25 protein-coding genes, 1 pseudogene and 1 other annotated feature are annotated in these 22535 nt (G+C 42.2%); of the genes and pseudogenes, 19 read left to right on the top strand and 7 right to left on the bottom strand.

Annotated features, from left to right (window positions below):
- Positions 1-36: 36 nt before the first annotated feature.
- Positions 37-225: pseudogene (locus tag ADF75_RS10125) on the top strand (hypothetical protein); the annotation flags it as partial.
- A gap of 76 nt (positions 226-301) precedes the next feature.
- Entirely contained in the window at positions 302-3166 is a 2865-nt protein-coding gene (locus ADF75_RS02840) for a DUF3427 domain-containing protein (protein ID WP_048789060.1), read from the top strand.
- Positions 3167-3178: 12 nt separating this feature from the next.
- On the opposite strand, the gene ADF75_RS02835 is transcribed toward ADF75_RS02840, so the two are convergent.
- From ADF75_RS02835 to ADF75_RS02815, 5 genes are all read right to left on the bottom strand, one after another.
- Entirely contained in the window at positions 3179-3571 is a 393-nt protein-coding gene (locus ADF75_RS02835) for a (deoxy)nucleoside triphosphate pyrophosphohydrolase (protein WP_048789059.1), read from the bottom strand.
- 188 nt (positions 3572-3759) lie between these two features.
- Positions 3760-4065 (bottom strand): DUF5960 family protein, encoded by a 306-nt coding sequence (locus ADF75_RS02830; RefSeq protein WP_048789058.1) that lies wholly within the window; start codon positions 4063-4065, stop codon positions 3760-3762.
- Positions 4046-4417, bottom strand: a complete 372-nt coding sequence (locus ADF75_RS02825) for a hypothetical protein (RefSeq protein WP_048789057.1) — start codon at positions 4415-4417, stop codon at positions 4046-4048. Before ADF75_RS02825 ends, ADF75_RS02830 begins: the two co-directional genes overlap by 20 nt.
- Positions 4414-5826, bottom strand: coding sequence for a Y-family DNA polymerase (locus ADF75_RS02820; protein ID WP_048789056.1), 1413 nt, complete (start codon positions 5824-5826; stop codon positions 4414-4416). The genes ADF75_RS02825 and ADF75_RS02820 overlap by 4 nt, the downstream gene beginning before the upstream one ends.
- A 2-nt stretch (positions 5827-5828) precedes the next feature.
- Positions 5829-6506, bottom strand: a complete 678-nt coding sequence (locus ADF75_RS02815; RefSeq protein WP_048789055.1) for a helix-turn-helix domain-containing protein — start codon at positions 6504-6506, stop codon at positions 5829-5831.
- Between the two features lie 181 nt (positions 6507-6687).
- Between ADF75_RS02815 and rsmD the strand changes: the two genes are divergently transcribed.
- The 13 genes from rsmD (at position 6688) to trpB (ending at position 18530) form a co-directional block, all read left to right on the top strand.
- Complete coding sequence (rsmD, locus tag ADF75_RS02810) at positions 6688-7227, top strand: 16S rRNA (guanine(966)-N(2))-methyltransferase RsmD (protein WP_048789072.1); 540 nt, start codon at positions 6688-6690, stop codon at positions 7225-7227.
- Entirely contained in the window at positions 7217-7690 is a 474-nt protein-coding gene (coaD, locus tag ADF75_RS02805) for a pantetheine-phosphate adenylyltransferase (protein WP_006596809.1), read from the top strand. The genes rsmD and coaD overlap by 11 nt, the downstream gene beginning before the upstream one ends.
- 5 nt (positions 7691-7695) lie before the next feature.
- On the top strand, positions 7696-8802 hold the full coding sequence (locus ADF75_RS02800; RefSeq protein ID WP_048789054.1) for a SepM family pheromone-processing serine protease: 1107 nt from the start codon (positions 7696-7698) through the stop codon (positions 8800-8802).
- A 161-nt stretch (positions 8803-8963) separates the two neighbouring features.
- Positions 8964-9674 (top strand): thiol-disulfide oxidoreductase-associated membrane protein CcdA2, encoded by a 711-nt coding sequence (gene ccdA2, locus ADF75_RS02795; RefSeq protein ID WP_048789053.1) that lies wholly within the window; start codon positions 8964-8966, stop codon positions 9672-9674.
- Between the two features lie 26 nt (positions 9675-9700).
- Entirely contained in the window at positions 9701-10021 is a 321-nt protein-coding gene (locus ADF75_RS02790) for a hypothetical protein (protein ID WP_048789052.1), read from the top strand.
- Positions 10022-10089: 68 nt separating this feature from the next.
- Positions 10090-10650 carry a redoxin family protein gene (locus tag ADF75_RS02785; protein WP_048789051.1) on the top strand — a complete coding sequence of 187 codons (561 nt, stop codon included), beginning with the start codon at positions 10090-10092 and terminating at the stop codon, positions 10648-10650.
- A gap of 12 nt (positions 10651-10662) precedes the next feature.
- Positions 10663-11784, top strand: coding sequence for a peptide-methionine (R)-S-oxide reductase MsrB (gene msrB, locus ADF75_RS02780; RefSeq protein ID WP_048789050.1), 1122 nt, complete (start codon positions 10663-10665; stop codon positions 11782-11784).
- Between the two features lie 58 nt (positions 11785-11842).
- A complete protein-coding gene (locus ADF75_RS02775; protein ID WP_048789049.1) occupies positions 11843-12577 on the top strand; it encodes a response regulator transcription factor in 735 nt (244 codons plus the stop codon).
- Positions 12574-14286, top strand: a complete 1713-nt coding sequence (locus ADF75_RS02770; RefSeq protein ID WP_048789048.1) for a cache domain-containing sensor histidine kinase — start codon at positions 12574-12576, stop codon at positions 14284-14286. The genes ADF75_RS02775 and ADF75_RS02770 overlap by 4 nt, the downstream gene beginning before the upstream one ends.
- 426 nt (positions 14287-14712) lie before the next feature.
- Positions 14713-15291, top strand: a complete 579-nt coding sequence (locus tag ADF75_RS02765) for a YutD family protein (protein WP_048715804.1) — start codon at positions 14713-14715, stop codon at positions 15289-15291.
- A gap of 18 nt (positions 15292-15309) precedes the next feature.
- Positions 15310-16398: a 23S rRNA (adenine(2503)-C(2))-methyltransferase RlmN gene (rlmN, locus tag ADF75_RS02760; protein WP_006596799.1), complete on the top strand. Its 1089-nt coding sequence runs from the start codon at positions 15310-15312 to the stop codon at positions 16396-16398.
- On the top strand, positions 16376-16909 hold the full coding sequence (locus tag ADF75_RS02755) for a VanZ family protein (protein ID WP_192831468.1): 534 nt from the start codon (positions 16376-16378) through the stop codon (positions 16907-16909). Before rlmN ends, ADF75_RS02755 begins: the two co-directional genes overlap by 23 nt.
- Before the next feature lie 77 nt (positions 16910-16986).
- Positions 16987-17222: a binding site (T-box leader), on the top strand.
- 120 nt (positions 17223-17342) lie between these two features.
- The gene (gene trpB, locus ADF75_RS02750; protein ID WP_048789047.1) at positions 17343-18530 is read left to right on the top strand and encodes a tryptophan synthase subunit beta; all 1188 of its coding nucleotides are present in this window, start codon (positions 17343-17345) and stop codon (positions 18528-18530) included.
- Positions 18531-18537: 7 nt separating this feature from the next.
- Here the strand turns inward: trpB and ADF75_RS02745 are convergent, their stop codons facing one another.
- Complete coding sequence (locus tag ADF75_RS02745; RefSeq protein WP_048789046.1) at positions 18538-19197, bottom strand: prepilin peptidase; 660 nt, start codon at positions 19195-19197, stop codon at positions 18538-18540.
- 153 nt (positions 19198-19350) lie between these two features.
- On the opposite strand from ADF75_RS02745, the gene ADF75_RS02740 reads away from it, so the two are divergent.
- The 4 genes from ADF75_RS02740 (at position 19351) to ADF75_RS02725 (ending at position 20915) form a co-directional block, all read left to right on the top strand.
- Positions 19351-19878: a Dps family protein gene (locus tag ADF75_RS02740; RefSeq protein ID WP_006596795.1), complete on the top strand. Its 528-nt coding sequence runs from the start codon at positions 19351-19353 to the stop codon at positions 19876-19878.
- 123 nt (positions 19879-20001) lie between these two features.
- Entirely contained in the window at positions 20002-20220 is a 219-nt protein-coding gene (locus ADF75_RS02735) for a YqgQ family protein (protein ID WP_006596794.1), read from the top strand.
- 38 nt (positions 20221-20258) lie between these two features.
- Complete coding sequence (locus ADF75_RS02730; RefSeq protein ID WP_048789071.1) at positions 20259-20603, top strand: rhodanese-like domain-containing protein; 345 nt, start codon at positions 20259-20261, stop codon at positions 20601-20603.
- Positions 20604-20675: 72 nt separating this feature from the next.
- On the top strand, positions 20676-20915 hold the full coding sequence (locus ADF75_RS02725; RefSeq protein ID WP_082162644.1) for a zinc-ribbon domain-containing protein: 240 nt from the start codon (positions 20676-20678) through the stop codon (positions 20913-20915).
- 272 nt (positions 20916-21187) lie between these two features.
- Here the strand turns inward: ADF75_RS02725 and ADF75_RS02720 are convergent.
- Positions 21188-22535 (bottom strand): IS3 family transposase gene (locus ADF75_RS02720; protein ID WP_422664239.1). Its coding sequence is split into 2 segments (ribosomal slippage), with 1349 coding nucleotides annotated over them: positions 21188-22188 and positions 22188-22535; the frame shifts between segments, so codons are not numbered across the junction. This gene is flagged as partial in the annotation.

The raw sequence follows: 22535 nt of genomic DNA, 5'->3' as shown, positions 1-22535 counted from the left end.
CAGTTTTCCGTACATTTCGAGGAAAAACTCGCTTAATTAAACAAAAAGATGGCTAAATGGAAAAAAGAATTGGACATAGCCTACAAGGAACTTTCTAACGAACGCTTCGTAGCCAATGCTAAACCAGAAGTCGTCCAAAAAGAACGCGACAAACAAGCCGACTACCAAGCTAAATACGATGCGACCGTAGCACGTATTGATGAGATGAAGAAGTTGGTTAAATAAACACAGAAACACGGCGGGATGCCGTGTTTTTTTGGTATAATGAAACTATTAAATAACGGTAGAAAAGAGACGACCTATGCCTGAAGGCGTAACTTTATTTCAAGACACTCTTATTAAATCATTAAAATATGGATTTGTGGATAATGTCCAGTATCAAGAGGGTGGGTATTCACCTCAGATTCTGATCAACGATCATGAAATGAAACGATATGTTTTGACAGATTTGCAAGAGGAGTTGAGCAAGTGCAAGGCCTTTTACATATCAGTGGCCTTTATTACACAGTCTGGAATCGCCTTAATTAAGTCGCAATTGTCTGATCTGATGGATAAAGGAATCAAAGGTAAAATTCTGATTTCTCCTTATCTTGATTTTAATGATCCAGTTGCAATGCAAGAATTACTCAAGTTAGAGAATGTAGAAGTTCGTTTGACTCCAGAGAGTTTGCAGATGCACGCCAAGTTTTATCTCTTTGAACATGAGGGAAGGCAGGTATTGATTTCGGGTAGTTCGAATTTGACCCATAATGCTCTCAAGATCAATTATGAGTGGAATATTAAATTGACATCTACTCATAATGGCGAACTTATTCGAGCTACTAAAGCTGAATTTGATAAGATTTGGGAGAAGTCTGCTCTTTTGACAGATGAAAAGATTGATTCTTATGCGCGAAAACGTCAGAATGTCATTCGAGTGGATCAGATTCGCGAAGAGAAGCTTGCTCAATATCAGAGTGAAACGATTAGTCCTAACGAAATGCAAAAGGATGCTTTAAATGGCTTGCAAGCGATTCGTGATTCTGGAAAAAAGAAGGCTTTGGTCATCAGTGCCACTGGGACAGGAAAAACCTTTCTATCAGCTTTTGATGTTCAACAGTTTAAACCAGAGAGAATGCTTTTCATTGTTCACCGAGAGCAGATTTTACAGAAGGCGTTAACGGATTTTCAAAAGGTCTTGCAGTTCTCGGATGAAGAAGGTCTTATTTATCACTCTGGGGCTGATTTGACGGGTAAAAAATATGTCTTTGCTACTATTCAAACCCTATCACGTGAACAGCATTTAGGCCTATTTCCTAGAGATTATTTTGACTATATTCTGATCGATGAGGTTCATAAGGCTGGTGCAGATTCTTATAAAAAAGTGATGGCACATTTTCAACCAGAATTCTTTTTAGGGATGACGGCTACTCCGGAACGGACAGATGGTCAAAATATTTACGAATTGTTTGACTACAATATCGCTTATGAGATTCGTCTACAGGATGCCCTTGATAATGATATGCTTTGTCCCTTCATTTATTTTGGAGTGAAGGACATCGAAGTCGAAGGACAGTTAATCAATGAGAAAACTACGATTGCAAATTTAACATCCGAAGAGCGCGTGAAGCATATTATTAAAAAGATTGATTTTTATGGAGTTAGTGGAGAGAAAGTGAAGGGCTTGATGTTCTGTTCTTCTAAGCAAGAAGCCCATGAATTAGCATCCAAACTAAACCAAAAGGGGAAACGTTGTCGCGCCTTAACAGGTGAAGATAATATGGAGACCCGGAATGAAGTCGTTGCCCAACTAGAAAAGGGAGAACTTGACTACATTCTAACAGTAGATATTTTTAACGAAGGAATTGATATTCCATCGGTCAATCAGGTTGTGATGTTGCGGAATACTCAATCGAGCATTGTTTTTGTGCAACAGTTAGGTCGAGGACTACGGAAGCATGAGAGTAAAGAATATGTGACCATTATCGATTTTATCGGAAATTACAAGAATAACTATCTAATTCCTATTGCTTTGTTTGGTGATAAATCGATGAATAAAGATAATTATCGTCGAGAGCTTCGAGAACCAAACATTCTAAAAGGATTGACGACCATCAACTTTGAAGAAATAGCTAAGGAACAAATCTTTAAGTCCATCACTACTACTAATTTATCGAATAAAGTTTTGTTGAAAGAAGCTTATATGGAGACGAAGAATCGGCTGGGCCGTATTCCAAAATTAAGTGATTTTTGGAAATTAGATACCTTGGATCCATACATCTTTTTTGATAGCTTTAATCATTATGGAGAAGTTATCGATTCTTTTGACAAGGATGATTCATTTGTTAAAATTTCTGAACTAAATGGATTTCTAACTTTTCTTTGTAAAGAGTTATCAAATGGAAAGAGGAAAGCAGATCTTTATCTTTTAAAAATCTTGCTGGAGAAGAACAAAATTTCACGTTCTGACTTTGATAAATTCCTAAAAGAAAGAAAGCTAGAATCCTCTAATGAGTTGTTGAAATCTATTGAGAATCTCTTGACCTATAGCTTTTTTGTTAAAAGAGATCAGGAAAAGTATAGTGTATCAGCTTTGGCTATCAAGAATAATATTTATCAACTTTCACCATATTTTGCTCAATTTCTGACAGAGGAGTATAAAGATTTTATATTAGATATCATTCAGACGGGTCTTTACCGTTCTGAAAAGTATCCACAGAATCCTTTGACGATCGGGGAGAAGTATTCTCGTAAAGACGCTGTGAGACTACTCAATTGGGATAAAGATGAGAGCTCTACTGTTTATGGTTATAAGGTTAAACATGGAACTTGTCCGATTTTTGTCACTTATCACAAAGAGGATGATATTACTGAAACAACTCAGTATCAAGATGGTTTTTTATCAAACAAAGTCTTTCACTGGTATTCTAGGAGCAACAGGAGTTTCAAGTCAAAAGAAGTAGCTGAGATTATGCACTCTAATGACACTGGATTGACTCTTCACCTGTTTATAAAAAAAGAAGATGGTGAAGGAAGTGATTTCTATTATCTTGGACCGGTTCATTATATTGAGAATAGTGCTCTTGAAACTATAATGCCAGATGGTAAAACTCCTGTAGTGACTATGAATTTTGAACTGATCAATGAAGTTCCTACAACACTGTATGATTATTTAACAAAAAAATAAGAGGGATACCTCTTATTTTTTTGTTAATAATTCTACAGCTGGGCGATCGACTGGAGCCCAGTTAATGGTTTTTAATTCATGTGGAGCTAGCCAAGCGGAATTTTGGTGTTCTAATAACTCTAGATTTCCTGAGACAAGCTTGGCGTGATAGGTTTTCATTACGACAGTTCCAAAGTCATAGTCGTAGGAGGCTTCGTTGATATAGGAGATAATTTCAATTTCAGAATTCAGTTCTTCCCTAATTTCACGAATGAGTGCTTGTTCAGGAGATTCTCCTGCCTCTAATTTTCCACCAGGGAATTCCCAAAAACCTCCCAAGCTTTTTCCTTCAGGTCTCTGAGCACAAAAGATTTTTCCGTCTTTTTCAATGGCAGCTGCAACAACGTGAATAATTTTTTTTGACATGATTTTCCTCCTCCTTCATTGTATCAGAAATAGGTTGGAAGAAGCAATTAAAGAATAAAGTCAAATTAAAAAACGGTGAAATTGGAATTGACTTCATCTGGATTGATGTGGACAATCCTCCTGCAGACGCGATTGGTTGGGTTGCGAAATCCTCTTCATCAACATGATAAAAGAACCTCCTAGTTTATCTAGGAGGTTGCTTTGTATTCTGTGGTTGGGCTGTGCCCTAGGTAGGTATAAATCCGTGTCAGTGGGGATTGGGGATGGGTGGAGACGCAAAAGTGAAAGTAGTGGTCACGATGGTCGCGACTCTGGGTGTGGTGGAGTCTGAAATAGTTTCGCTGACCTGTCGACATGGAACGGAGCAGGTCATCTTCTAAAAAGACCAAGGGGGTCGCAGTCGTTGCCAGGCGGTAAAAATCATGCTCGAACTGCTGGTAATTATCTGAAAAATAATCAAATTGGAGTTCGTGTTTATTCAGAGCTGGTTTCATAGCTAGAATCTCCTGGTTCAATAGAAAAAATAGTCGAAATAAGGAGAGAGTGATAGTGCTGGCCATTTTTAATGAGGACTTCAGAGGAGCTTAAGGTATAGACCTTGCCATAGTAGACGGCGACTTGATTGTCCTGGAGGGTAGACAGGGAGAGGGGAGTCTTTTGTTGATAAGCCTGCTCGAGTAGACGACGGATTTCTTGGTTTGAGAGGAGGCGAAGCTCTTCTAGAGAGAGGTGGTTTGTTTGTAAGGCCGTCGAATGCTCAGAGAGGAAGAAGCCAGCCCACTTGGCCATGCCCCGGTCTTGGAAGTCGCGTGCCGACTGATAGGGGAGATAAGAACGATCAATCATGCTAAGCCATCTAAACCTCCTGCAGAGTGGCCTCCGGTCAGTTTGCTTCGAGCCAGAGCGCGCGAATTTTCTAATAGGGCAGATCCCTTTTGTAGAGAAGCAAATCCAAATCGGTCACGGATGTGGTCAATGGTCTCTTGGAGGGCTTCTTCTCTTTGGGTTTGTCCAGGGTCATCAAATAGGGAAATCAGCTGGAAACTCTCCTCTACGAGCTTTCCATAAAAGACTCCGATCTGCCGGATGGCTCCTCCCTGGTAGTGGGAACGGAAGAGCTGGATGACTTCCTTGGCTAATTGAGCGGTAGAGTTGGTCGGTTCAATCTTTCGCTGGCAGTGGATGGAGGGGAGCTGTTCCTGTTTGGAGTAGCTGGCGTGGATGGAGACCAGTTGGGTCTTTTTCTTTTCCCGACGCAAGCGGATAGCGACCTGCTCAGCCATCTCCCGAAAGACCAATTCAATATCGCTTTGGTGGTGGTAGTCATGGGGAAGGATTTGCGAATTTCCTAGACCGTGAGACTTTGGCTGATAGGGGCGATGGACATTGCTTTCATCGATCCCATGGGCATGAAACCAGAGCTGGACGCCCATGACTCCAAATTCTTTTTTGAGCTGGTCTGGATTGGCCTGGGCCAGCTCATAGATGGAGTGAATGCCTAGTTTGTTCAGGCGTTTTTCTGTTCGATGGCCAATCCCCCAGAAATCGGTCAGTTTTTTTATCTGCCAGACACGACTGGAGACGTCTTCGTAAGACCAGTTAGCCCGCATGGTTTTCTGGTGCTTGGCTTCGTTGTCCAGAGCCAGTTTGGCCAGGAGCGGATTGGCATTGCTCATCCCGACAGTAGCATAGATCCCAGTTTGCTGCCAAATGCGCTTTTGGATCCGAGCAGAAAGAAGATCCAGCTTGGAGCGTCGGTCTAGCTGAGGATCAGGAATAAAGTAGTTGAGAGAGCTGGTCAAATCGATAAAACCCTCATCGATGGAATAGGGGTAGATATCATCTGGAGCAGCAAATTCTTGAAAGACTTGCTGGATTTCCATGTTGACCTGGATATAGGCATTCATGCGAGGAGGAACGATAAAGGTGCGCTTGGCCCAACTTTCGATATAGTGGACAAAGGCTGGATCTGTAGGTAGACCTTGCTTACGGGCTAGGTAGTAATTGAATTTCCTAGTCTTGAGATCAAAGGGCAGATCATAGCTACGTCCGACATTTTTCTTTCCAAAGACTTGCTTAAAGACGGGGGAACTGGCTAAGATGAGGCCAGCAGAATTGTCGCTCCGACTCATGACACAAAGAGAGGTCGTCAAGGGATTGAGACCGAGGCGGACGCATTCACAACTGGCATAGAAACTTTTCATATCCACAAAAGCAATGTCAGACCGAGGCTCACGTGAATAATCAAAAAGCATGTCTAGACCTCCAGAGGGAGGAAGTGGCCGACCACGATGCCGACGATTTTTGGTTCATCTTCGTAGGGTGCAAAAAGGTCATCATAGGCGGGGTTGATGGACTCTAGGCGGAGGCCCTCCTCTTCCCGATAGACTTTTTTGATATAGGTTTTCCCGTTCCACATGAGGGCGTAGACCGCTCCATCATAGTCAAATCCAGTCTGTTTCATCAAGGCAACGGAACCGTTTGGATAGCTTGGTTCCATAGAATCTCCAGAGACCCAAGAGGCGAAGTCGTGTTGGATCTCTTGGTCAAAATAAACGGTCTCGTAGTCGGTCTCATTGTCATAAAAGGTATGACCATGTCCAGCTGCCAAGTCGATAGAGAGGACACGGTAAGGGATCAAAGAGACCACCTTTTCTTGCTCTGCTAAGAGTTGGCTGGCCAAGAGATCGACCTTTTTCTGATGGGGCGGAGTTAGTAGAGGGTAGGTGAAAAGCGCTGAGCTCTTGTCGACAAAGTAGTCCTCTTTAACGGAGAGGCGCTTGGCCAACCTCCTGAGGTTTTTATCGTGTGGCTCTGCTAAGCCATTCTCCCAACTAGAGTAGGTCTTGCGACTAATCTCTAAGGATTCGTAGACCTGGGCTTGGGTCAGGCCGAACTCAAGTCGCCGGTCTTTTAATTTTTTTGCATCAAACATCTGCATTCTCCTATGTAACGTTTTAAAAGTTACGTATAGTATAACAAAAATAAATTCGGACTTCAAGAGAAAAGTGAGAGGATTTTCTTTGGTAGCGAAAGGGATTTGGTTCAGCAAATCTCAGATTGGAGAGGGTGGGTGTTTTTGTATCTTTTATCCAAATTTTGATATAATAATCTCTATGAAGATTGTATCAGGTACCTATGGAGGGCGTCCTCTTAAGACGCTCGAAGGAAAGACAACGAGGCCCACTTCAGATAAGGTGAGAGGGGCCATGTTTAATATGATCGGTCCTTATTTTGATGGGGGGCGGGTCTTGGATTTATATGCTGGCTCAGGCGGCTTGTCCATCGAAGCGGTATCGCGGGGGATGGAGCAGGCTGTCTTGGTCGAGAAGGACCGCAGAGCCCAAGGGATCATTGCTAGCAATATCCAAATGACCAAGGAAAGCCACAAGTTTCAATTGCTGAAGATGGAGGCTCACCAAGCTCTCGGCCAATTGCAGGGGGCCTTTGACCTTGTCTTCTTAGATCCTCCCTATGCCAAGGAGCAGATCGTAGCCGATATTGAGGCGCTGGCTGAACGAGACTTGCTGGGAGAAGAGGTCATGGTCGTCTGTGAGACAGACAAGGCAGTGGACTTGCCTGAGGAGATTGCTTGTCTAGGAATCTGGAAAGAAAAAATCTACGGAATTAGTAAGGTAACGGTTTATGTCAGATAAAATCGGATTATTTACAGGTTCATTTGACCCAATGACCTTGGGACACTTGGATTTGATAGAGCGAGCTAGTCGCTTGTTTGATTGCTTGTATATAGGCATCTTCTTTAATCATGAGAAGAAGGGCTATTTTACCATTGAGCAAAGGGAAGCCATGGTGACAGAGGCAGTGGCTCATTTGTCCAATGTAAGAGTCATCACTTCGGAGGCAGAGTTGGCTGTAGAAGTGGCTAGACGGTATGGGGTGACGAGCTTGGTTCGCGGGTTGCGCAATGGCCAGGACTTCCTCTATGAAAGCAATATGGACTACTTCAATCACCAGCTGGCTCCAGAGCTTGAGACCATCTATCTCTGTGCCCAGCCCCAGTACCAGGCCTTGAGCTCGACGAGAATTCGCGAGTTGCTGACCTTCCAGCAGGATGTCAGTGCCTATGTCCCAGAGAGTGTTATAAAGGAGATGAAATAAAAGGAATGAATGAATTTGAGAAACAGAGGGCTCAGCTACCAGAAAGCCCATTTGAACCTATACGCAAAAAAGATAGTGTGTGGAGGACCTATCGTTGGCCCCTTATTGGGACCTTGCTTCTGATTTTGGCCTTGCTAGCTTTCTTTGTTCCCCTGCCCTACTATCTGGAAATGCCCGGGAGTTCAGAAGATATTCGCCAAGTGATGCGCGTCAACCAGAAAAATGATGAAGCATCCGGTTCGTATGATTTTGTCACTGTTGCCGTCAAGCAAGCGACCTTCTCGGATATAGTCTATGCCTGGATGACTCCTTTTACAGATATCCACTCTGAACAAGAAATGACTGGTGGCAGTTCCAGTGAGGAATTTTTCCGGATCAATCAATTTTATATGGAGACCTCTCAAAATACTGCCAAATACCAAGGATTGAAAACGGCTGGAAAAGAGACAGAGATGGAATTCTTAGGTGTTTATGTCATGCAAGTAGCAGAAGACTCTACCTTCAAAGGCGTTCTAAATATTGCGGACACGGTTACGGCCGTGAATGACAAAACCTTCAAGAGCTCAAAAGAGCTCATCGAGTATGTTGGTTCCCAAAAAATTGGGGACAAGGTCTCAGTGACCTACACAGAAGATGGTCAGACCAAGACAGCTGAAGGAAAGATTATTAAGTTGGTCAATGGCAAGAATGGGATTGGGATTAGCTTGATTGACCGGACAGAAGTGAAGAGTGACGTGCCGATTGAGTTTGCGACAGCTGGCATCGGTGGTCCAAGTGCCGGGATGATGTTTAGTTTGTCCATCTATACCCAAGTAGCGGATCCAGACCTTCGTCAGGGACGCCATATCGCAGGGACAGGGACCATTAACCATGATGGGACTGTCGGAGATATCGGTGGAGTGGATAAAAAAGTCGTAGCAGCAGATCGCGCTGGTGCTGAAATCTTCTTTGCCCCTGATAATCCGGTGACAGAGGAAGTTAAAAAGAACAATCCGAATGCTAAGAGCAACTACGACGAAGCGGTAGAAACAGCTAAGAAAATTAAGACCAAGATGAAAATTGTTCCTGTCAAAACCTTGCAGGATGCCATCGACTATTTGAAAAAGAATTAAAGTAGCTTGCTCGACATAGTTTGTACTTGAAAGTATGAGCTGATGTTGGTAGATCGGAATATTCATCTTCCAATCAAATTCAAGTTTTTGCATATCAATCTCTCTATTTTTAGAGAGATTTTTTCTTTATACTAGTGTCAGAAAGAAAGGGAGGTAGTGAAATGATTCAAACCAGTTTGTTTTCCATTTCAGTATTCTTAGCGGGAGTTCTATCCTTTTTCTCCCCGTGTATTTTGCCACTGATGCCAGTCTATGTAGGGATCTTATTAGATTCTGAGCATGAAAAAACGGTGCGTATTTTTGGAAGAGATATTTCTTGGTATGGTTTGGTCAAGACCCTCTGTTTTATTGTTGGTCTATCAACCGTATTTCTCATCCTAGGTTATGGTGCAGGTGCCCTTGGTCAGGTACTCTATGCTCCCTGGTTTCGTTACCTACTAGGAGGGATTGTCATCTTATTGGGAATCCATCAGATGGGCCTCATCAATCTTCAGCAACTCCAAAAACAAAAGAGTATCCAACTGAAGAAGGACGAAAAACGCAATGAATTCTTCAATGCTTTTCTGATAGGGGTAACCTTTAGTTTTGGTTGGACCCCTTGTGTCGGACCAGTTTTGAGCTCTGTTTTAGCCATTGCAGCTTCTGGAGGAGATGGGGCTTTACAAGGCGCTCTCCTGATGCTGGTCTATACATTAGGCTTGGCGCTACCCTTCTTAGTCTTGGCTCTAGCTTCTAGCTGGGTTTTACAACATTTTGCTAAACTCAAGCCCCACATGGGAACCTTGAAAAAAATTGGTGGTGCCCTCATCATCTTGATGGGCATCTTGCTGATGCTAGGAAATCTTAATAGCCTCGCATCCCTGTTTCACTAATCTTAAATGATTAAAGGAGAAAAATCATGAAAAAAATTCTTGCACTTTCTATTGCTACACTTAGCATCGTCACTTTAGCAGCTTGTTCTGGACAGAAATCAGATTCAGACATGAAAAAAACGGACGATAGTAGTATGATGAAGAAGGACGATATGAAGAAGGATGACATGAAGGATTCATCCATGTCCGATGATAAAATGAAAAAAGAAGACATGAAAGATTCATCTATGATGTCTGACAGCAGTTCTGAAATGAAGGACGATATGAAAAAGGATGAGATGAAATCTAGCGATTCAGAGATGAAGGACGACATGAGTGACTCATCTGACATGAAATCAGACCAATAAAGGACAGTAGGAAGAGGAAGTCGTCTGCTTGGGCGACTTTCTCCCTATTTATTAAAGAGGAGGAAGACATGAAAAAATTAGCTTTAGTAGCTGCAGGATTCTTGTGTACTGGACTTTTGGGGGCTTGCTCTAACCAAGGAATGGAATCATCCAACAAAAGTGAGACTAAGCAGACATCCACAATGGGAACTTCAGAGCAAGCTGGAAAGAAGGTTCAAGAGTTTAACCTGCAAGGAGTAGACGGTAAGACCTACCGCTTATCAGATTACAAAGGGAAGAAAGTTTATCTCAAGTTTTGGGCTTCCTGGTGCTCAATCTGTCTTTCAACATTAGGCGACACAAATGAGTTGGCAAAAGAAGAGGCGGGTAAGGATTATGTGGTCTTATCCGTTGTAGCTCCAACCTTTAATGGTGAAAAATCGGAAGCAGATTTCAAAAACTGGTACCAGTCTTTGGATTACAAGGATTTCCCAGTCTTGCTAGATAGTAAAGGGGAACTGCTAAAAGAGTATGGGATTCGTTCTTATCCATCGGCACTCTTTATTGCGAGCGATGGAACTCTCGCTAAGACCCATATCGGTTATATGAGCAAGGAAGACATCGTCCAGACTCTAAAAGAAATGAAGTAAGGAGGACATAAAATGGAAACAAAATGGAAACTCATTTCCGTTCTTTTAGTGGGCCTGCTTTGTTTTGGACTCTTTTTCCTTATCAAAGGATCCATGGCCTTGGATACATCAGATGCGACGACTGAGCAGATCAAAAAAGCGTCCATGAGTCAGACACCAGTAGCAAACAAAAAGAAGGAAGAAAAAGTCAATCCAGAAGACCAACGAGAAATCTATCTAGCTGGTGGTTGCTTCTGGGGTGTGGAAGAGTATTTTTCCCGTGTTCCGGGTGTCATTGATGCCGAATCAGGTTATGCCAATGGGAAAGGGGATACCACCAAGTATGAACTGGTCAAGCAAACAGGGCATGCTGAAACGGTACACATCACCTATAATGTCAAGAAGGTTTCCTTGAAAGAACTGCTTCTACACTATTTCCGGATTATTGATCCAACATCAAAAAACCGTCAGGGAAATGATGAGGGCAGTCAATATCGGACAGGAGTTTATTACACTGATGAAGCAGATTTGCCAACCATAAACCAAGTGTTTGAAGAGGTGGCGAAGAAGTATGATAAACCTTTGGCTGTAGAAAAAGAAGAACTTGCTAATTATATCAAGGCGGAAGACTACCATCAGGACTATCTACAGAAACATCCGAATGGCTATTGTCACATTGATGTGAATCAAGCTTCTTATCCGGTTATTGACGCTAGTCGCTATCCAAAACCGAGCGATGAAGAGATCAAGAAGAAGTTATCGCCCGAAGAATATGCAGTGACGCAAGAGAATGATACAGAGCGTGCTTTTTCTAACCGCTATTGGGATAAGTTTGAAGCGGGCATCTATGTGGATGTCGTAACAGGAGAGCCTCTCTTCTCCTCAAAAGATAAATTTGATTCTGGTTGTGGTTGGCCAAGCTTTAGCCGACCGATCAGTCCGGATGTGGCAACCTACAAGGAAGACAAGAGTTTCAATATGACTCGGACAGAGGTTCGGAGTCGAGTAGGAAATTCCCATCTAGGCCACGTCTTTACTGATGGACCTAAGGAAAAAGGTGGCCTTCGTTACTGCATCAATAGCTTGTCAATCAAATTCATCCCTAAAGCAGAGATGGTGGAAAAGGGCTACGGCTATTTGTTGGACTATGTCTGAGACTTTTTGCGACCTACTTTGATATAATGAGTATAATAAGGGTAAGTAGGTGAAACACATGTATTCAATCATGATTGTAGAAGACGAAGAGTTGGTTCGGCAGGGACTGACTTCTCTAGTGAATTATGAACAGTTTGGGATGAAGGTCATTGACCAAGCGGAGAATGGGCGAATAGCTTGGGAAAAATTTCAAGCACAACCAGCTGATCTTCTCTTGACTGATATCAATATGCCACAGATGAATGGCTTGGATCTGGCCCATCTCGTCAAAGAGCAGTCTCCGTCTTGTCATATCATTTTTTTGACAGGTTATGATGACTTTGAGTTTGCGAGGAAAGCCATCAAGTTAGGTGCAGATGATTATTTGCTGAAGCCTTTTTCAAAAGATGATATCGAAGAGATGTTAGCAAAGGTGAAAGGAAAACTCGATCAAGAGCGAAAAAAGGCGCAAGTCGAAGATTTGGTCAGTCATGGTTATTCGACAGACTTAGAAGAAGCTATTCATGCTCGTTTAGCAGATTCCCAGCTAACCCTGAAGGATTTGGCCTATCAACTTGGTTTCAGTCCCTCTTATCTAAGTGTATTGATCAAGAAAAAATTGGGACTTCCCTTTCAAGAATACCTCATCCAAGAGCGCATGAAGAAGGCTCGCCTCTTACTTCTCACGACAGATTTAAAGATTTATGAGATCGCCGATCAGGTTGGTTTTGAAGATATGAACTATTTTTCTCAACGCTTTAAGCAGGTTGTTGGGGTGACGCCAAGGCAGTACAAAAAAGGAGAGCATGAATGAAACGATATCCCTTGCTGATTCAGCTGGTCCTCTACTTTTTTCTCTTCATTCTCCTCCTTTTTTGTCTTATTGGTAGCCTTTACTATCAAACGAGTTCAGGGACAATCCGCCAGCAAACAGAGCGGACGACAAGAAATAGTATCGATCAAAGCAGTCAGTTTATTACCTCCTATCTAAAAAAATTAAAGCAGACCACAACAGTGCTTAGCAAGGAACAGGCTGTTAGGCAATTTGCCCAAGACAAGAGTGCGGATCAAGAAACGGTTCAGCACTTGATGCGAACGATGATTGAAACGGATCCGGACCTGGTCTCAGCAGTCCTGGTGACTAAGGACGGACGTCTGGTAGCAACAGATACCAAAATCAGCATGCAGACTTCTTCAGATATGATGAATGAAAGTTGGTATCAAGAGGCGATTAAGGAAAGAGCCATGCCGGTCTTGACGCCAGCTCGAAAGGAATCCTTGACCTCGGAAAAAGAAAAATGGGTGGTTTCTATTACCCAAGAAGTGGTCGATCAGACCGGACAAAATCTCGGAGTAGTACGCTTGGATATTGGCTACGATAGCCTTCAGGCTTACTTGGATCACCTTCAACTAGGGAAGCAAGGCTTTAGTTTTATCATTAATCAAAAGCATGAGTTTGTCTACCATCCTAAAAAGGCGGTCTATTCCTCCAGCCAAGAAATGCAGGCCATGCAGCCCTATATTGCTGTGAAAGATGGTTATGCAAAAGGAGGGCAGAATTTTATCTATCAGGTTCCGATTCCAAATAGTGATTGGACCTTGATTGGAGTGGCTTCACTTGAAGGACTTCAGATGCTTCAGTCGCAGCTCCTATACTCTTTCATTGGTCTAGGATTACTAGCTTTGATCATGTGTTTAATAGGGATCGGCTTTGTTCTGCGTTTGTGGATCAAACCCTTACGAGACCTTCAGGCTATCATTTTGAGGATTGGAGCAGGAGATGCTCACGTGAGAGCTGCAGCCAAAGGATCTCCAGAATTGGTGGATCTCGCTCAAGCTTTTAATGCCATGTTGGACCAAATCGATAACCTCATGCAACAGGTTAAAGAAGAGGAGCAGAACGCACGGCGTTACGAGTTGCGGGCACTTTCGGCTCAGATTAATCCGCATTTCCTCTATAATACCTTGGATACGATTGTCTGGATGGCGGAGTTTAATGATAGTCGGCGCGTGGTTGATATCACCAAGTCTCTGGCTCAATATTTTCGACTAGCTCTCAACCAAGGCCAGGAACAAATCCTACTGAGAGATGAAATCGACCATATCCGCCAGTATCTTTTCATTCAAAAGCAACGTTATGGTGAAAAGCTCAACTATGAAATTCTAGAAGATGAACGGTTGGGCGACTATCAGCTCCCCAAATTAGTGCTTCAACCCTTAGTGGAAAATGCGATTTACCATGGCATTAAAGAGATTGATCGGCCAGGTCTTATTCGAGTGACGACTGAAGTCAGTGGAGACTCCGCCTGCGTATCGATTTTTGACAATGGACGAGGGTTTGACCGATCAGAGTCAACAGACCAAACCCTTCTTCGTTTAGGAGGTGTTGGCTTGAATAATGTGGACCAACGATTGCATCTTCAATTTGGCGAAGCCTATCATATGGAAATTGATTCTAAGGCCAATAGCTATACCAAAATTACTCTTTATTTGCCTCTTCCATCCAGCAATGAATATTCATAGAGACAAAGATTGCCTTCTTTGTTTTAGATTGAAGACGAAGTCATCTAAAAAACTTTCCGCCGTGAGAAAAGTGCCTGAAACGCAATTGTTTCAGGCACACGGAATTATTGAGGCTAAAACAGTTCGGGGAACTGTTTTAGCCTGAGCCCAGAAATTAAAGAGCGAAGAGGCTCAATAATTAGTCATGGAACTTCTACGAAGTTCGCTGACGTCCGTACTCACCTAAGGAAAGTTTTTCAGAAGACTTTATTTTCCATCTGAGCAGGCTTTGAAAAAGCCTGCTTTTTATAATGTGACAGGAAGAAGAGGTACATTAAATCGTCAGACTTTTTACAGATTTTCTCTTTTCCGTTGAAATTCTATCTAAAGATAGGGATTTATGATAAAATAAAGTGTTACAACTAAAGGTATGAATAAAGGAAGGCTATGCGCAAAGAAATATCCCCTGAATTATTTAATTACAATAAATATCCCGGACCGGAATTTCGTCTGGTTGGCAGTCAAGTGCTAGCAGAACAATTGACATTTGAGCTGGTTGAGAATCAAAATGATGCCTTTGATGCGACGGTCTTTGGCCAGCGTTTTTCAGAGGTTTTGACCAAATTTGATTACATTGTCGGTGATTGGAGCAATGAACAGTTGCGCCTACGTGGCTTCTATAAAGATGATCGCCCAGTCACAGATGCAGAGAAAATCAGCCGTCTGGAAGATTATTTATTAGAATACTGTAGCTATGGCTGTGCTTATTTTGTCCTAGAAAATGCAGAACCTCGTCGAGCATCCTTTGACAAGAAATCTTCTCCAAAACAACAGGAAGAGGGGAATCGTTCTGCTAAGCGTGGCGGTCGTCAAAATCGCCGAAATCGTTCTAAAAATCAGCCACGAGAACGTGAACAAGAGCAAAAACAAAAGACTTCTCAACCAAAGAAAAAGAACCGTCAGCGGTCTAGAAAAAAAGATGCACAGGGTGAGCAAGAACGCCACTTTGTCATCCGTCAAAAGTAAAGAGAGAAAAGAGATAAGATGAAACCTTCAATTTATGGCCTGACTCGACAAGAACTGATCGAGTGGGCAGAAGAAAATGGTGAAAAGAAATTCCGAGCGACCCAAATCTGGGAATGGCTCTATCGCAAACGCGTCCAGTCATTTGAAGAAATGACCAACCTATCGAAGGACTTGATTGAAACCTTGAACGACCAGTTCGTGATCAATCCTTTGAAACAACGAATCGTTCAAGAATCGGCAGATGGGACTGTCAAATACCTCTTTGAATTGCCAGACGGTATGTTGATCGAGACGGTATTGATGCGTCAACATTATGGCTTGTCAGTCTGTGTCACCACTCAGGTAGGGTGCAACATCGGCTGTACTTTCTGTGCATCTGGTTTGATTAAGAAGCAACGCGACTTGAACAGTGGGGAAATCGTTGCCCAAATCATGTTGGTTCAAAAATACTTTGACGAACGTGGACAAGATGAACGTGTCAGCCATATCGTTGTGATGGGAATTGGTGAGCCGTTTGACAACTACAAGAATGTCTTGAGCTTTGTCCGTACGGTCAATGATGACAAGGGGTTAGCTATCGGTGCCCGCCACATTACCGTTTCAACGTCTGGCTTGGCTCATAAGATTCGTGACTTTGCCAATGAAGGGGTTCAGGTCAACTTGGCAGTATCACTTCATGCTCCAAACAATGACTTGCGTTCTAGCATCATGAAAATCAACCGGGCTTTCCCGATTGAGAAATTGTTTGCGGCCATTGAGTACTATATCGAAACGACCAACCGTCGGGTGACCTTCGAGTACATCATGCTCAACGAAGTCAATGATGGTGTCGAGCAAGCTTTGGAATTGGCAGAACTCCTCAAAAAGATAAAGAAGCTATCTTATGTCAACTTGATCCCATACAACCCAGTTAGTGAACATGACCAATATAGTCGGAGTCCAAGAGAGCGCGTGATGGCCTTCTATGACACCTTGAAGAAAAACGGAGTCAACTGCGTGGTTCGTCAAGAGCATGGAACAGATATCGATGCTGCTTGTGGACAATTGCGTTCTAATACGATGAAGAGAGACCGGGAGAAAGCCATTGTTGAAGAAGCTCAACCGTAACAACAGGCTGATAGAAGAAGGGCAATTAACAAAAAAAGGAAGACAACTGCTACTAGGTGGCAGTTTCTTCTATTTTGTCCTGCTCTGTCTCCTGTGTTTTCTTCCCCAGCAGCCTGAACCAGGGATGGAAACACCTGGGATTCAGCATTTTGGTCGTGTAGTCGTATTACTGATTCCCTTTAATTCTCTCATCAACCTAGGTCAAGTGACTAGTCTGCTCCAGCTGATCAAGGTGTTTGTACAGAATATAGCCAATATTTTTCTCTTATCTCCTTTGGTCTTTCAACTGCTGTGGCTCTGGCCTTGGCTAGGCACTCGGAAACGCGTCCTTTGCTTTAGTCTAGGGATGAGTGTGTGGATCGAGCTTAGTCAGATTGTGCTAGACCTCTTGTTTGATTTCAATCGGGTGTTTGAGATAGATGATTTGTGGACCAATACTCTGGGAGGCTACCTAGCCTATCTGTGTTTTAAATGGGTGCAAGCTTCTATGGGTAAGGATAATCTATCTTAGTTTGGACTAAAATCCGAACGATTGAATACGATTTCAAATTTTGGGTTGACAAAGTCAGAAGCGGGAGCTATAATAGCTTCAAGACATCAGAAAAGTAGAGGTTTTTCTCACTTCCAGGGAGCTTGTGGTGATTGCGAACAAGCAGTGGTGAATCTTGAAATGGGCTGATGCGTTTATGATGATGAATTTGAAACAATAAAAATTCGGTGAGCACACCTTATCGTGCACCCTGTTGTTAGACAGGTCAGAGATGTAGGAGAAAGAATGTCTTCCTACAATTGGGGTGGCACCGCGGTATCGAATCGTCCTCACACAGATTTTTCTGTGTGAGGTTTTTTGTATCTCAAAGGGATCCAGTGAGACTGCAGCTCAAAGGACCGGCGAGAGAAAAAATCATAAACAGAATTGAAGATATAGAAAAGAGGACACAATCATGACAGAAACTAAAGGCTATTTCGGACAATTTGGTGGATCTTTCGTACCAGAACCCATTCAAAACTTGCTGGATCAATTAGAGGCAACTTTTGAACAATACAAAAATGACCCAGAATTTATCGCAGAATACAAACATTATTTGAAAGATTATTCTGGACGGGAAACTCCGCTCTACTTTGCGGAAAGTTTGACAGAACATTTAGGTGGGGCAAAAATTTATTTGAAGCGCGAAGATCTGAATCACCTAGGTTCGCACAAGTTAAATAACGTCTTGGGGCAAATCCTCTTGGCCAAACGCATGGGCAAAACGCGCGTGATTGCTGAAACAGGAGCCGGTCAACACGGTGTAGCTACAGCGGCTGCAGCAGCTAAGTTCGGCATGGCCTGTGATGTCTACATGGGGGCAGAAGACGTGGAACGCCAACGCTTGAATGTCTTCCGCATGGAAATGATGGGAGCAACCGTCCACTCAGTTGAAACAGGTACAAAGACCTTGAAAGATGCCGTTGATGCTGCGTTTGGAGCATGGATGGCGGATCTGGATGCCTTTTATGTTTTGGGTTCTGCTGTTGGCCCTCACCCTTACCCAACCATTGTTCATGAATTCCAAAAAGTGATCAGTGAAGAATCTAAACGCCAAATCTTGGAAAAAGAAGGTCGTTTGCCGGATTATGTGATTGCCTGTGTCGGTGGGGGATCCAATGCTATTGGTGCTTTCTCCCAATATGTAGGTGATGAAGAAGTCAAATTGGTCGGAGTTGAAGCGGCAGGACATGGTTTGGACACAGACCAGCACGCAGCGACCATGACCAAGGGGACTGTTGGAGTTGTCGATGGCATGAAGACCTATGCTGTCTTTGGAGAAGATGGAAAAGTAGCGCCAGTGTACTCAATCTCTGCTGGTTTGGACTACCCAGGGGTTGGTCCAGAGCATGCTTTCTTTAAAGATTCTGGTCGTGTCGAATATGTAGCTGCGACAGATGATGAAGCAGTTCAAGCTCTTCTTCTTCTCAGTAAGACAGAAGGGATCCTCCCAGCCATTGAAAGCTCACACGCAATTGCAGAAGCAGTCAAACGTGCTCCACAATTGGATAAAGACAAGATCATCATCATCAATGTTTCCGGACGTGGGGATAAGGATGTGGCTGCCATCGCCGATTATCTAGAAGCGAAAGCTGCAAAATAAGAAGAATTTATCTGCAAAACATCGTATAAAGCAGTAAAGCGTGATAACTCAGAAAGAGACAGGGAACGAAAGGAATCCGGTCTTTTTCTTTTTTAAAGAGAAAGACCAGGAGACCAATGAGGGAAGCCCCTTGCATGACTAGGAGGACTTGGGTAGCTGAGAGGGTCAAAGAAAAAGTAGCCAGTAAGAGAAAGTCCCCTGCTCCAATGCCAATGGAGTAAAGACAAGATAGAATTCCTAAGAAGAGAAAGACTCCCATTAAGAGGGTAGGACCGGTGCAAAGCAGGCAAAGAGTGTGGAGTATTAGCCAGAGAAGGAGAGGGTACTCCATGGAGCGCAAATCATAGATAGCCAAAACACAACTGCCAAGCAGAAGCAGGAGATGAGGAATGGGAAGAAAGCCCTGATAGCATAGCAAAAAAAGGAGGCCACTCCAGCCTTCAAAAAGGGCATACCAATAAGGAAGAGGACTCTGGCAGTAGCGACAACGGAATCGAAAGAGGACTTGTGAGAGAATGGGAATCAGGTCCAGAGGTCTTAAGGTTTGTTGGCAATGATCGCAGTGGCTTCTCGGACAGATGATGGAGCTTTCTGGAAAGCGGTCAATGACGAGCCCTAAAAAGGAGGCGATGCAGGCACCGACTGTAAAAAAATAAAAGTTAATCATACTTATATAATTCGTAAAAAAGATGACTAATAACGATTAGAACTGAAACAATTTTCTAACTTTTCTTATTTAAGCATTTTCTCTTGCATTTCTTAATTAGAAGGATTATAATATAACTAAATTAGAATAATTCTAAAAAAGGAGAATTTAGTTATGACAACAATTAAAAAAGAAGCAGCAAAAGACGTAGCAACATTTGCAACTATTAGCGAAGTAAGCAAGAGCTTAACCGATACAAAAGCGGTTTTGAATCAAGTGGTGGCAGACCTTTATGTCGCTCATATTGCCTTGCACCAAGTACACTGGTATATGCGTGGTCGTGGCTTCCTCGTATGGCATCCAAAAATGGATGAGTACATGGAAAGCTTGGATGCGACTCTTGATGAAGTCAGTGAACGCTTGATTACCTTGGGTGGTGCTCCTTATGCTAGCATGGTTGAGTTCTTGGAACACAGCAACATCCAAGAAGAAAAAGGTTCATTCGAACGCTCTATGGAAGAAAATTTGGGACGTGTTCTTTCTATCTTCCGCTACTTGGTAAGTCTTTATCAAAAAGCCTTGGATATCACAGATGCTGAAGGAGATGACGTGACCAACGATATCTTTGTTGGTGCAAAAGCTGAATTGGAAAAACATATCTGGATGATTGCCGCTGAATTAGGTCAAGCACCAGGTTTGTAATCTGAAAATAAACAAACGAGCCTTCCTTGCTTGGGAGGCTCATTTTTGTTTGGAAGTGATTTTTCCTGTAAATAAAATAGGGGCCATCTTGAAAATACTTGAAAGATTTGATAGAATAAGCACATGAAAACCCTGTACGACGTTCAACAATTTCTGAAAAAATTTGGAATCATTATTTATGTCGGAAAACGACTTTATGACATCGAATTAATGAAGATTGAATTGAAAAGGATCTATGACGCTGGGCTGATGGAAAAATTGGATTATCTAGAAGCAGAAGCCGTCTTACGTAGAGAACACGCACAGGAATTACGCTATTTAGAAGAGGAAAAAGAAAAGTGAGTTTAACAAATATTTTAGTATGGTTGATTGTTTTAGGGATGTTTGGCTGGATGGGCTACAATTACTTCCGTATCCGTCGGGCTGCAAAAATTGTGGACAATATAGAGTTTGAAGAATTGATCCGCAAAGGCCAATTAGTGGACTTGCGTGATCCAAATGAGTTCCACGCTAAGCATATTTTGGGAGCCCGGAATATTCCTTCTAACCAGTTAAAAGTGAGTCTGTCTGCTCTTCGCAAAGATAAACCAGTCTTGCTCTATGAGAACAGTCGTGGTTCCCGTGTGACCAATGCGGCTCTCTTCTTGAAAAAACAGGGCTATAAAGATATCTATATCTTGTCCTATGGTTTGGATTCATGGGATGGGAAAGTAAAAACGAACTAAGATCAAGGAACATTTTGCTAAAGACGTTGATGTGCCATCATAAAATGATATTAACTTTAAGGAGATTATAAAATGATTCTATTTTGGGGTTCAAAAGGTTACCAAAAATTATTGGGACATACACTAACTGCTATCGAATGTGGCCATTGTAACAATGTTGGTACTTGGGAAATTATGGAATACGGACGCAAGTATACTCTTTACTGGATTCCGCTCTTTCCTTACGGTAAAACTTATTTCCTTTCTTGCCCGATTTGTCACTACGGAAAAGAAATCCAAAAATCCGAAATTGAACAATATCTAAACTATTAATAAAAGATAGGTTATCAGTGTACTGACCCCAAAAAGTTAGACAATTAATTTACGCAAAGGATTTAGTTCTGTATTGCACAGGACTGAGTCCTTTTCTACCATTTGTCAAGTATATCAAGGTATTTGATGAAAAATAGTTTGAGTTCCATATGTCAAACGAAGGAAATTATCTTTTTTTGAGCTAAAGTTTAGTGTAAAAAGTGTACACAAAACCAACACCTTACCTAGTGATTTTTTTGATAAGGTGTTACAATAATATGGCATAAACAATTTTACCGATTTTGGGTAGAAGTATAATCGTAAAGTTTGTTATGCTTTATGAGGTAATACATTGTTCTGATGAGACGATGTATAGAGGCAATCGTGTGTGGTTTGGTTGAAGTCACTTGCGATTGTCTTTTCCGTTTAAGTTTTACCTTAATTCGTTTGTTGTTGCAATAATCAAAATATTCTACAATAGCTTGTTCCAATTGGTTAAGCGACTTAAATGTATTCTCGTAACCATAAAATATTTCTGATTTCAAAATGCCAAAGAAAGATTCCATCATGCCGTTGTCTGGACTGTTTCCTTTACGTGACATGGACGGTTGGATTCCTTTACCCTCTAAAAAATGATGATAATACTGATGTTGATACTGCCATCCTTGATCACTATGGAGAATAGTATTTGTGTAATGATCCTCACTGAAGGCCCGCTTTAACATAGCTTCCACTTGTTCTAAGTTTGGTGAAGTAGAAAGTTTATAAGCGACAATTTCGCTGTTAAAGCCATCTAAAGCTGGAGACAAATAAAGCTTTTGAGTACTTGCTGGAATGGCAAATTCTGTCACATCTGTATAGCACTTTTCCATTGGCTTGGACGCTTCAAACTGACGTGGAATAAGGTTGTCTGCTTTTTTTCCAATCTCTACTTGGTATGAAGAATACTTCCGTTTACGATGAATTCGAGCACTTAAACCAAGGACCTTCATCAGGCGTTGGACTCTTTTGTGATTGACCATATAACCACGATTTCTCAATTCAAGAGTCATTCGGCGATAGCCATAATTTCCTCTGTGCTCAGTAAAAATAGATTGAATTTCAGCTTTAAGATCTTTATCTTTGTCAAGCTTATCCAGTTGTTTCAACTGATAGTAGTAAGTTGAGCGAGGTAAACGAGCCGCTTCAAGAAGTAAATCTAGTCGAAATCCTCCTGAAGCCATTTCTCTAATTGTCTCTGCCTTTCTCGTTGTAAGGATTCGTCCCTGTCTTCTAGCTCTTTTAACTTTTTTAAGTAAGCCACCTCGGTACGTAAGCGTTCATTCTCTTCTTGGAGTCGCTCTAGTTCTGTCATTTCTTCCCAAGTTTTCTTACGTTTACGTCCCATTTTAGGTACTCTCCCTCTTGTTTTCTCAACAATAGTATACTCGTTTTTCTTGTATTGTGCCATCCAATTTGGAAGCATACCACGATTTGGGAGAGCATATTCGAGAGTAACTCTATCTTGAGACCAGTTTTCATGTAGAACTTTATCAATTATTTCTTGTTTTAATTCAGGAGAGTAGTAACGATTTTTTCCTTTTTTGATGAACTCTATTCCATAACAATCAATCAATTTAATCATGTACCTAAGATTAGAAT

The organism is Streptococcus sp. 1171_SSPC (genome assembly GCF_001069335.1).
GTDB classification, from domain to species: Bacteria; Bacillota; Bacilli; order Lactobacillales; family Streptococcaceae; genus Streptococcus; species Streptococcus xiaochunlingii.
Note: the sequence above shows the minus strand (reverse complement) of the source record. Positions and strands in the feature narration are given on the sequence as shown.

Excerpts from the sequence above, each read along its gene's own strand:
- ADF75_RS02840 (WP_048789060.1), top strand. The coding sequence starts at position 302 with ATGCCTGAAGGCGTAACTTTATTTCAAGACACTCTTATTAAATCATTA.
- ADF75_RS02835 (WP_048789059.1), bottom strand. The coding sequence starts at position 3,571 with ATGTCAAAAAAAATTATTCACGTTGTTGCAGCTGCCATTGAAAAAGAC.
- ADF75_RS02830 (WP_048789058.1), bottom strand. The coding sequence starts at position 4,065 with ATGAAACCAGCTCTGAATAAACACGAACTCCAATTTGATTATTTTTCA.
- ADF75_RS02825 (WP_048789057.1), bottom strand. The coding sequence starts at position 4,417 with ATGATTGATCGTTCTTATCTCCCCTATCAGTCGGCACGCGACTTCCAA.
- ADF75_RS02820 (WP_048789056.1), bottom strand. The coding sequence starts at position 5,826 with ATGCTTTTTGATTATTCACGTGAGCCTCGGTCTGACATTGCTTTTGTG.
- ADF75_RS02815 (WP_048789055.1), bottom strand. The coding sequence starts at position 6,506 with ATGTTTGATGCAAAAAAATTAAAAGACCGGCGACTTGAGTTCGGCCTG.
- rsmD (WP_048789072.1), top strand. The coding sequence starts at position 6,688 with ATGAAGATTGTATCAGGTACCTATGGAGGGCGTCCTCTTAAGACGCTC.
- coaD (WP_006596809.1), top strand. The coding sequence starts at position 7,217 with ATGTCAGATAAAATCGGATTATTTACAGGTTCATTTGACCCAATGACC.
- ADF75_RS02800 (WP_048789054.1), top strand. The coding sequence starts at position 7,696 with ATGAATGAATTTGAGAAACAGAGGGCTCAGCTACCAGAAAGCCCATTT.
- ccdA2 (WP_048789053.1), top strand. The coding sequence starts at position 8,964 with ATGATTCAAACCAGTTTGTTTTCCATTTCAGTATTCTTAGCGGGAGTT.
- ADF75_RS02790 (WP_048789052.1), top strand. The coding sequence starts at position 9,701 with ATGAAAAAAATTCTTGCACTTTCTATTGCTACACTTAGCATCGTCACT.
- ADF75_RS02785 (WP_048789051.1), top strand. The coding sequence starts at position 10,090 with ATGAAAAAATTAGCTTTAGTAGCTGCAGGATTCTTGTGTACTGGACTT.
- msrB (WP_048789050.1), top strand. The coding sequence starts at position 10,663 with ATGGAAACAAAATGGAAACTCATTTCCGTTCTTTTAGTGGGCCTGCTT.
- ADF75_RS02775 (WP_048789049.1), top strand. The coding sequence starts at position 11,843 with ATGTATTCAATCATGATTGTAGAAGACGAAGAGTTGGTTCGGCAGGGA.
- ADF75_RS02770 (WP_048789048.1), top strand. The coding sequence starts at position 12,574 with ATGAAACGATATCCCTTGCTGATTCAGCTGGTCCTCTACTTTTTTCTC.
- ADF75_RS02765 (WP_048715804.1), top strand. The coding sequence starts at position 14,713 with ATGCGCAAAGAAATATCCCCTGAATTATTTAATTACAATAAATATCCC.
- rlmN (WP_006596799.1), top strand. The coding sequence starts at position 15,310 with ATGAAACCTTCAATTTATGGCCTGACTCGACAAGAACTGATCGAGTGG.
- trpB (WP_048789047.1), top strand. The coding sequence starts at position 17,343 with ATGACAGAAACTAAAGGCTATTTCGGACAATTTGGTGGATCTTTCGTA.
- ADF75_RS02745 (WP_048789046.1), bottom strand. The coding sequence starts at position 19,197 with ATGATTAACTTTTATTTTTTTACAGTCGGTGCCTGCATCGCCTCCTTT.
- ADF75_RS02740 (WP_006596795.1), top strand. The coding sequence starts at position 19,351 with ATGACAACAATTAAAAAAGAAGCAGCAAAAGACGTAGCAACATTTGCA.
- ADF75_RS02735 (WP_006596794.1), top strand. The coding sequence starts at position 20,002 with ATGAAAACCCTGTACGACGTTCAACAATTTCTGAAAAAATTTGGAATC.
- ADF75_RS02730 (WP_048789071.1), top strand. The coding sequence starts at position 20,259 with ATGTTTGGCTGGATGGGCTACAATTACTTCCGTATCCGTCGGGCTGCA.
- ADF75_RS02725 (WP_082162644.1), top strand. The coding sequence starts at position 20,676 with ATGATTCTATTTTGGGGTTCAAAAGGTTACCAAAAATTATTGGGACAT.